The 8890-nt window shown below is 63.3% G+C and carries 10 protein-coding genes, 1 tRNA gene and 1 pseudogene; all 12 read right to left on the bottom strand.

Features of this window, described 5'->3' with window-relative positions:
- A partial coding sequence (locus tag V5B40_RS14835) for a hypothetical protein (RefSeq protein WP_332355215.1) occupies nt 1-204 on the bottom strand: 204 nt, incomplete at its 3' end.
- A 126-nt stretch (nt 205-330) separates the two neighbouring features.
- Nucleotides 331-579: a transposase gene (locus V5B40_RS14830; RefSeq protein WP_332355214.1), complete on the bottom strand. Its 249-nt coding sequence runs from the start codon at nt 577-579 to the stop codon at nt 331-333.
- Nucleotides 580-912: 333 nt separating this feature from the next.
- Nucleotides 913-1308, bottom strand: a complete 396-nt coding sequence (locus V5B40_RS14825) for a PIN domain-containing protein (RefSeq protein ID WP_332355213.1) — start codon at nt 1306-1308, stop codon at nt 913-915.
- A gap of 8 nt (nt 1309-1316) precedes the next feature.
- A complete protein-coding gene (locus V5B40_RS14820) occupies nt 1317-1541 on the bottom strand; it encodes an AbrB/MazE/SpoVT family DNA-binding domain-containing protein (protein ID WP_169065165.1) in 225 nt (74 codons plus the stop codon).
- A 239-nt stretch (nt 1542-1780) separates the two neighbouring features.
- Nucleotides 1781-2872 (bottom strand): redox-regulated ATPase YchF, encoded by a 1092-nt coding sequence (gene ychF / locus V5B40_RS14815; RefSeq protein ID WP_332355212.1) that lies wholly within the window; start codon nt 2870-2872, stop codon nt 1781-1783.
- Nucleotides 2873-2882: 10 nt separating this feature from the next.
- The gene (pth, locus tag V5B40_RS14810) at nt 2883-3458 is read right to left on the bottom strand and encodes an aminoacyl-tRNA hydrolase (protein ID WP_332355210.1); all 576 of its coding nucleotides are present in this window, start codon (nt 3456-3458) and stop codon (nt 2883-2885) included.
- 125 nt (nt 3459-3583) lie between these two features.
- On the bottom strand, nt 3584-4222 hold the full coding sequence (locus V5B40_RS14805) for a 50S ribosomal protein L25/general stress protein Ctc (RefSeq protein ID WP_332355209.1): 639 nt from the start codon (nt 4220-4222) through the stop codon (nt 3584-3586).
- 87 nt (nt 4223-4309) lie between these two features.
- The gene (locus tag V5B40_RS14800) at nt 4310-5260 is read right to left on the bottom strand and encodes a ribose-phosphate pyrophosphokinase (protein WP_169065162.1); all 951 of its coding nucleotides are present in this window, start codon (nt 5258-5260) and stop codon (nt 4310-4312) included.
- Between the two features lie 89 nt (nt 5261-5349).
- A tRNA-Gln gene (locus V5B40_RS14795) sits at nt 5350-5426 on the bottom strand.
- Nucleotides 5427-5529: 103 nt separating this feature from the next.
- Nucleotides 5530-6395, bottom strand: a pseudogene (ispE, locus tag V5B40_RS14790) (4-(cytidine 5'-diphospho)-2-C-methyl-D-erythritol kinase).
- Between the two features lie 20 nt (nt 6396-6415).
- A complete protein-coding gene (lolB, locus tag V5B40_RS14785; protein WP_332355208.1) occupies nt 6416-7018 on the bottom strand; it encodes a lipoprotein insertase outer membrane protein LolB in 603 nt (200 codons plus the stop codon).
- 82 nt (nt 7019-7100) lie between these two features.
- The gene (locus V5B40_RS14780) at nt 7101-8876 is read right to left on the bottom strand and encodes a tetratricopeptide repeat protein (RefSeq protein WP_332355207.1); all 1776 of its coding nucleotides are present in this window, start codon (nt 8874-8876) and stop codon (nt 7101-7103) included.
- Nucleotides 8877-8890 lie beyond the last annotated feature (14 nt).

Genomic DNA, 8890 nt, shown 5'->3' with positions numbered 1-8890 from the left:
GTAGCTCACCGGTCGCCCCAGATCCGGATTGATGACCTCGATCTCGCGTGTTTCCAGACTGTCACGCAACTCGTCGAGGCTGAGACTGTGACTGCCGCGCTCACTGTCGACGGTCAGCGTGGGATTGGCGGATTGCGCGAAGAGCGATGGACTGATCAGGAGGATCGCGAGGGCGAAAATAGATCGAGTAAGGAATGCGTTCATGGAGATCCCTGTGTCGTTTCGCTTGGGAAGACTCTATGGTACGGCAAAGAGCTTGCACCCTGCGGGTTCGGGCCGAATGGCGTACCATTCACGATGCCCCTACCGCGATCCGCCTGCTTCCGTTTCTTAAGCCTTGTCGCGACCGGGCGTCGCAAACAGCAAGCGCTGTTCATCAAGATCATAAAAAACAGGGACGTACGTCTGGCCGCGCTTTCGGGCGGTCTCATCGACGCCGATAGCGCGAACGCCGGCAAGACGCTCCCGGGCGCGCGCCTGGCGCACGTGATGGTCGATCACCCGCCACAGTCTGCGACTGCATTCGCCCAGCAGTCGAGCGGCCGCCAAGACCGACGATATCGTCGGTGGCAACGCCAAGCGTCAACGCCTCGCACAACACAGCGTGAAGCGGCTTCCCTCGCGCGCCCAGGGCGCGGGAATCTGCGTCACACTTTCCGGCAACCGGCACAGGCCACTCGCCTGTACTGGTATCTGCTCGACCCGGTTCTTGGCTGGATGCACCTGCGCATCCAGGCTTGGGCGCCGTACGAAATTCTCCAACTCAGGTCAGGAACGAGACCATCTCCTCTCGCTACCGCGGCCCGAGAGCAAGGTTTCATTGGACGAAGCGTGGGTCGCTGGACCGGCCGCCGTCGTTCGGTGTGCCAGGGTCGGCGCGACGAAGCGCACTTTGCCTGTCTTGCTCGGGAACTACTTTTCTTTCAATGGCAGCAGTTCCTGGCGTACCGGCACCACCTTGAACTCCGGATCCTTGTGGATCAACACGGCTCCTTGCTCGATCGCCGATGCGGCAATCCAGGCATCCGCGACCGATAGGGGGCAAGTTGCCTTGATCGCGGCGGCTTTTTTCAGCAAGTCCGGCGTTTCATGCGTCCAGACAACGGGAAGCGCCAGACACTGTTCATGGGCCAGGCGGCCGGCAGCCTCGCCTTCGTCGCGCCAGACGCGATACAACACTTCCATCAGCGACATGAACGAGCCGAAACATTGCACTGTCCTCGCTTGTGCCTGTTCGAGCAAGTCCGCCACCCGGGCTGCGCCCGGCTCGTCGTCTCGCAAGGTCAGGAGCGCGGAGGTGTCAAGCAAATACGTAATCATTCGCCGACCAGTTCTTCTTTGCGATCCTGCAGTAGGCGCTGTGTGCTTCCGCCTTTGCCTTGGCCGCGAAAAGCCGCGATCGGGTTTGCCCGTACCGGCACAACTCGAATTCCCTGTGAATCCACGACCCACTCTAGGCGATCGCTCGGGCTCAAGTGAAACTGCCGCCGAATCTCGGCTGGAACCACCGTTTGTCCGCGTTCGGTAATTGTGCTTCTCATGCTCGTTCCTCGGCAAAGTCACTCCGTGAATTGTAAGAGTCCGTCATCGGTAATTCAATCGTCCCCGAGGGCTATCTCCTCCCTGGCGGAGCCGAGTGGAAGACATGCTCCTGTTGATGGCTAAAGCGCGGTTGCCGATGCCGCTGCCGTTCGCGAAGCGTTGATCGAAGCGCCGAGCGCTCACGCAATCGCCAACGCTTTGATCGTCCGCTGACGGTCGGCGAAATCCAGAGTTCTGCTTAGACGTTGAACAGGAAGTTCAACACATCGCCGTCCTTGACCACATACTCCTTGCCTTCGGCGCGCATCTTGCCGGCTTCCTTGGCGCCCTGTTCGCCCTTGTAGGTGATGAAGTCGGCCAGGGCGATGGTCTGGGCGCGGATGAAGCCTCGTTCGAAGTCGGTGTGGATGACGCCGGCGGCCTGCGGGGCGGTATCGCCGACGTGAATGGTCCAGGCGCGGACTTCCTTGACGCCGGCGGTGAAGTAGGTCTGCAGGCCAAGCAGCTGGTAGCCGACGCGGATCAGGCGGTTCAGGCCGGGTTCTTCGAGGCCGAGGTCGGCGAGGAAGTCCTGTTTGTCTGCGTCGTCGAGATCGGCGAGTTCGGCTTCGATCTTGGCGCAGAGGGCGACCACCGGCGCGCCTTCCCTGGCGGCATGGGCGCCCAGGCTATCAAGATAGGGGTTGTTCTCGAAGCCGTCTTCGAGGACGTTGCCGACGTACATCATCGGCTTGATGGTCAGCAGGCAGAGCGGCTTGAGCACGGTTTTTTCGTCCTCGGAAAGCGCCAGCGTGCGTGCCGGATGGCCTTCGTTGAGGTGTGGCAGCAGGCGTTCGAGGACGCCGACCAGTTGTTGCGCTTCCTTGTCGCCGGAGCGGGCTTTCTTGCCCTCGCGGTTGAGCGTGCGTTCGACGGCGGCCAGATCGGCGAGCGCCAGTTCGGTCATGATCGTTTCGATGTCCGAAAGCGGGTCGACGCGGCCCGAGACATGGACGACGTTTTCGTCGTCGAAGCAGCGTACGACATTGACGATGGCGTCGGTCTCGCGGATGTTGGCCAGGAACTGGTTGCCCAGGCCTTCGCCTTTCGAGGCCCCGGCGACCAGCCCGGCGATATCGACAAACTCGACGATCGCGGGCTGTACCCGCTGTGGCTTGACGATGGCGGTCAGCTGCGCGAGGCGCGGATCGGGCACTTCGACGATGCCGACGTTGGGCTCGATGGTGCAGAAAGGGTAGTTCTCGGCGGCGATTCCCGCTTTGGTGAGGGCATTGAAGAGGGTCGATTTGCCGACGTTGGGCAGGCCGACGATACCGCATTTGAGGCTCATGCTCGGATTCCTATGGTGAGACGGTCTTGACGTGCAGCTGGCGTTGCGCGGCCGCGTAGTCGCCGACGGCGAGATCGGGCCAGGCCAGCAGGCAGCGGTCGAGGGCGCGGTCGATCAGTTCCTGTTCTTCGCGTCGAGGCGCCTTGAGGACATAGTTGATGACTTCGGCGCGCTCGCCGGGATGACCGATCCCCAGGCGCAGGCGCCAGAAATCCGGCGTCGCCAGGCGCGCCTGAATGTCTTTCAGGCCATTGTGCCCGCCGTTGCCGCCGCCCTGCTTGAGACGGATGCTGCCCGGTTCGAGGTCGAGGTCGTCATGGACGACCAGGGTTTCCTCGGCGGCAATCTTGTAGAAGCGGGCCAGCGCAGCGACCGCCTGGCCGGAGAGATTCATGAAGGTCATCGGCTGCAACAGCCACAGTTCACCGTTGCGCGCAACGCGACCAAGGAACTTCCCCTGTGCTGCCAGCGGTGCGCGCAGGCGGGCTGCAAGCTGGTCAACGAACCAGAAGCCGACATTGTGCCGGTTGTCTTCGTATTGGCCGCCGGGGTTGCCGAGGCCGACAATCAGGCGGGGTGGGGGCATGACATCGATTGCACCGTTAATAGAAAAGGCCGCCGTGGGCAGCGAGTGCCGGACGGCGGCCTGGGTCTGGCGGGACGCCAGGCTGCCGGCCAGTTCGAACGATTCGAACTATTCGAACTATCGAACTATTCGGCCTTGTCGTCCTCGTCGGCTGCTGCGGCGCCTTCCTCTTCTTCGCCTTCGACCTCGTCCTCTTCGACAACCTTCGGAGCGATGATCGAGACGACGACCTGGTCGTCGCCGGAAACCACCGGCGTGACCTTGTCGGGGAAGACGAGTTCGGAAACGTGAATCATGTCGCCGATGCTGAGTTCCTTGAGGTCGACTTCGATGAATGCCGGCAGGTCCTGCGGCAGGCAGCTGACTTCGATGTCGTTGAGTGCTGCGGCGACCGCGCCACCTTCAAGCTTGACGCCGGGGGCGATTTCGCCGTTCAGGAAGTGCAGCGGGATACGCTGCTCGATGGTATGGGTAGCGTCTACCCGCAGGAAGTCGCAGTGCAGGACCAGCGGCTTCCAGGGGTGCACCTGCGCGTCGCGCAGCAAGGCTTGCTGGCGCTTGCCATCGAGCTTGAGCGTCAGAACCGACGAGCGAAAGCCTTCCTTGCGCAGGTTGAGCAGGATTTCGTTGTGGTCGATGTCGATCATCAGCGGATCTCTCGTGCCCCCGTAGACGATGGCCGGGACCCGGTTTTCGCGGCGCAGGCGGCGGCTCGCTCCGGACCCCTGCAAAGTGCGCTTGCGCGCTTCAATTTCAAACTTCATGGACAACTCCTGGTTGAAACACAACCCCGCCCGCGACCAGGCGAGGGGTGGAAAATGGATCTGACGGCGCTCGGCGCGCTCGCTGTCCTATTCGATGAACAAGGACGAAACTGAATCCTCGTTGCTGATCCGACGAATCGTTTCGGCCATCACTTCGGCGACCGACAGTTGCCGGATGCGCGGCGAGTTCCGCGCGTCTTCGCGCAGCGGAATGGTGTCGGTGACTACCAACTCGTCGAGATCGGAAGCGTTGATTCGCTCGACGGCCTTGCCCGAGAGTACCGGGTGGACGCAGTAGGCGACCACGTGCCGGGCGCCATCTTCCTTGAGCGCGGTTGCCGCTTTGCACAGCGTCCCGGCGGTGTCGACCAGGTCGTCCATGATCACGCAGGTGCGTCCCTGGACTTCGCCGATGATGTTCATCACTTCCGAAACATTCGCTTTCGGGCGCCGCTTGTCGATGATCGCCAGGTCGCACTCGAGACGCTTGGCCAGCGCGCGTGCGCGCACTACGCCGCCGACGTCGGGCGAGACGACCATCAGATGGTCGAAGTTCTTCTTCCAGACATCGCCCAGCATGATCGGCAGCGAATAGATGTTATCGACCGGGATGTTGAAGAAGCCCTGGATCTGCTCGGTGTGCAGGTCCATGGTCAGTACGCGGTGTACGCCGGCAGCGGTGAGCAGGTCGGCGACCAGTTTGGCGGCAATCGGCACCCGCTCCGAGCGTACGCGTCGATCCTGGCGGGCATAACCGAAATACGGAATGGCGGCGGTGATCCGGGTAGCCGAGGCGCGCTTGAGCGCATCGACCATCACCAGTAGCTCCATCAGGTTTTCGTTGGTCGGCGCGCAGGTCGATTGCAGGATGAACACGTCCATGCCGCGCACGTGCTCCTGAATCTCGACGCTTATTTCGCCGTCGGAAAAGCGACCCACCTGCGCTCGCCCGAGCGAGATATTGAGGCGCTTGACAACGTCGGCAGCCAATGCAGGATTGGCGTTGCCGGTGAAAACCATCAGGCTGTCGTAGGCCATGCTGCGCTTTCCCGAGGCGCCCGTGAAGCCGCGCCGTATAAAGCAAGACGGGCAGGTAAGGAGGCCTGCCCGCTTTGACAGAAATAGAGTGGCTGGGGAAGAAGGATTCGAACCTTCGAATGCCGGAATCAAAATCCGGTGCCTTAACCAACTTGGCGACTCCCCAGCTGTCGCTCGCATCGCCTGGCTGGCGAACGAGGCGCGCATTGTACCCGGGATTTCTCGGGAAAAGAAGTGCAAAAGCAATAATTCTTCTGATTGCGCGCGCCTTATTCGCTCGCCAGTTCGCGCAGGGGGTGCGCTGCGAGGCCCGCAGCGACCCAGGCGCGAAGCTTTGCAGGGATTTTTCGGAGGGCTGCCTCGGCCTGCTCGCGGCCTTCGAACTCGGCGAAAACACAGGCCCCCGAGCCGCTCATGCGGGCCGGCGCGAAAGACGACAGGCAGGCGAGATGCTCGGCAATCACCGGATAACGGGCCGCCGCGACGGTCTCCAGGTCGTTGCCGCCGAATCCCGGCTGCCATTGCTCGACGCTGATCGGCAATGAGTCGCGTTTCAGTTCCGGGGCCGCGAAGATGGCGGCCGTGGCGACCGCCAGCGGCGGTTCGAGAACCAGGTACCAGCGCGCCGGCAGGTCGACCGCTTGCAGCGTTTCACCGACCCTTCGGCAAAAGCATTGCGCCCGAAAATGAAGACCGGTACGTCGGCGCCGAGCTGCAGGCCGATTTCCTGCAACTGCTGGCGAGGCAAGCCGAGTTGCCAAAGATGGTTGAGCGCCAGCAGGACGGTCGCGGCATCCGAACTGCCGCCGCCCAGGCCGCCGCCCATGGGCAGTTGCTTGTCGATGCTGATCTCGACGCCCTTTCGGCAAGCGCTTGCCGCCTGCAGCAGGCGCGCGGCGCGAACGGTGAGGTCGCTCTCCGGCGGCACGCCCGGCAATGGTGTTGCCAGACGGATGGCGCCGTCGGCGCGCGGGGCGAAGCGCAGGCGGTCGCCGTGCCCGAGAAAACGAAACAGCGTTTGCAGCAGGTGGTAGCCATCGGCGCGCCGGCCGACGACGTGCAGGAAGAGGTTCAGCTTGGCGGGCGCCGGATAGACGCTTTGCCAATTCCAGATCTGGCCGGCGGAGTTCGTCATGGCGAAGTCTGCGCGGCTGGTCAAGGCGCCGAGCTGGCCGAGGCGCTCGGCGAGAGGGGGGCGCCTGGTGGTGTCAGCGGCAACCACTCGTCGATGCGCAGGCGCAGTTCAAGGAGCGTCTCGCGTTCGACGAAGAGCCGGCCAGGCAGGGCTTGTGGCTCGTCGCTGTCGTACTCGTAGGCGATTCGCCAGTCTTCGTATTGCAGGCGCAGGGGACGGCCCAAGGCGTCGACGGCCATTGTCCCGCCCTGCGGACTCCGGCCGCGTACCCAGTCGGCCAGTTTGTCCAGGGGCAGGGGGTAGCCAAGCACGGCCTGCAGCAGCTCGTCGGCGCTGGCTGCCGTTTGCGTTTTTCCGTCACCGCTGTTCAGGCGGGCGCCATCAGGCCTGCTGACGATTTCGGCCATGGCTTGTCCGAGGGGTGAGGACAGCAGCAGTTCATCGCTCTCTTCGGCGTGTCGCCAGTCCAGCCGGCCGCTGTGGCTTTGCCCTTCCTGGCGCAAGGAAAAGCGGCCAGCCAGTGAGAAAGCCTGCAGCTCGTCGCGTGTTGGGGGCGATGGCCGCTCCGCCGAGGGCGGCGCGCTACTGCAGGCGGTCAATGCGAGCAGCGCAAGAAGCAGCACGGCGGACAGCCGCAGCTCGGATGGCGTGGAACAAGCGCCTGGCGGTGCTCGACCACGGGGTAGGGCGAGGTCAAAGTCGCAGTCAGGGCGAGAACCTCTTCAGCACTTGCTGGACCTCCTCGCTTTCCGGATGCCGCTGCAGCGCCTCGTTCCAGGTGCGCTGCGCTTCGTCCGTGCGCCCGAGCATCCACAGCACTTCACCCAAGTGGGCCGCGATCTCGGCGTCGGGGCGCTGCGCATAGGCGCGCTGCAGATGCATCAGTGCGTTTTCGAGCTCACCTTGCCGAAACAGCACCCAGCCCATGCTGTCGAGAATGAACGGGTCGTTGGGTGCCAACTGGAGCGCCGTTTCGATCAATTGACGCGCTTCGGCCAGTCGCATATTGCGATCGGCATAGGAGTAACCGAGTGCGTTGTAAGCCTGCGCGCTTTTCGGTTGCAGCTCGATCAGCTTGCGCAGGCGCTTTTCCATCACTTCCAGGCGACCGAGTCGCTCGGCCAGCAGTGCCGATTCGTAGAGCAGTTCAGGCTGGTCGGCTTGCTCGCCCAGTTCATGTTCCAGCAAGGCCAGCGCCGCTGCGCTCTGCTCCGCCTGGCGAAGCAGTGCCGCTTCGGCGATCAACAGTTGCACGCGCATTTGCGGGTCTCTCGCGGCTGCCGCGCTGAGTTGGCTCCTCGCCTCGTCGAGCTTGCCCTGCTGGGCGAGGATGGCGGCGCTGCGGATCTGCGCCGGTAGATAGTGTTCGCCAGGGCCCACCTGCTGATAGTAGGCCAGCGCTTCGTCGCCACGCTTGCTTTCCTCGGCGATCTGGCCAAGGTAATAGTAAGGCGCGCTCTTGTCCGGGAAGTCGAGGCTTATCAGATGTTTGAGTTGCGCCTCGGCGAGCGTCCTGTCATTTTCCTGGAGGGCGAGGATGGCGACCGGAAAGACGACGTCCGGGTTGTCCGGGTAGGCTTGCAGCAACTGCTCGAAGAGGCGTTTGGCCTCGGCATAGCGTTTCTCGCCAACCAGAGCGCGCGCCAGATGCAGCTGCGCCTCGCGTGCGTCCGGATTCTTGTCGACGAAGTTCTGCAGCGAGGCAATCGCCTCCGCCGGCGAGTTGTGAGCCAGCAGCTGCGCCTCGAGTAGCGCACCGATCTGCCAATCCGGGCGCAGGGCGAGCGCCTGCCGTGCTTCGCTCAGTGCGCGATCGTTCGCGCCGGCAGAGCTGGCGGCGACGGCGACCGCGTAATGCGCTTCGGGAAGCTTTGGAAAGCGCTCGCCGATGGTGCTGATCAGTTGCAGGACGGCCTTACGGTCCGGGCTGCGCGCAAACATCCGATTGAGCGCCAGCAGATTGCCGGGAAGTGCCGGCTGGTCGGCCGCGAGCATGTCGATCAAGCGGGGTGCCAGGCCGTTCAGCTGATTGGTCAGCACCAGCACGCCGACGAGCACCTGCTGTGCACGTTTCGAGTCCGGCTCGACCTGCACCCACAAGCGCGCGAGTTTGATAACGCGCTCGAAGCGGCGCGCATAACCGGCGACCTCGATGGCTCTTTCGAGGACTTTGGGGTCGCGCGTGCGCACCGCCAGGTCGGCGTAGGCCTGGCTGGCGAACTCTATCTGGCCGCGCTGCAAGGCGACTTCGGCCAGCAGTACCTGATAGACGATCTGGCCGGTCAGTTCCTTGTTGTCGGTGGCCTCGGGATGCGCTGCGAGCGTCTGTGGCAAAGCACTCTGTGGCGTGCGCTTACTCGCCTTGTTCTGCTTCATTGTTTTGTTCTGCTTGCCGTCTGCTGTTTCGTCGGCGGCCTGGGCGGGCATGGCGAGGGCCAGCGACAGGGTGGCGCAGAGGAGAGTGCTGATGATCGGTTTCATGGTTTCCTTGCTGG

Source organism: Candidatus Accumulibacter meliphilus (assembly GCF_036625345.1).
Taxonomy (GTDB): domain Bacteria; phylum Pseudomonadota; class Gammaproteobacteria; order Burkholderiales; family Rhodocyclaceae; genus Accumulibacter; species Accumulibacter meliphilus.
This window is presented reverse-complemented; position numbering and strand designations above follow the sequence as displayed.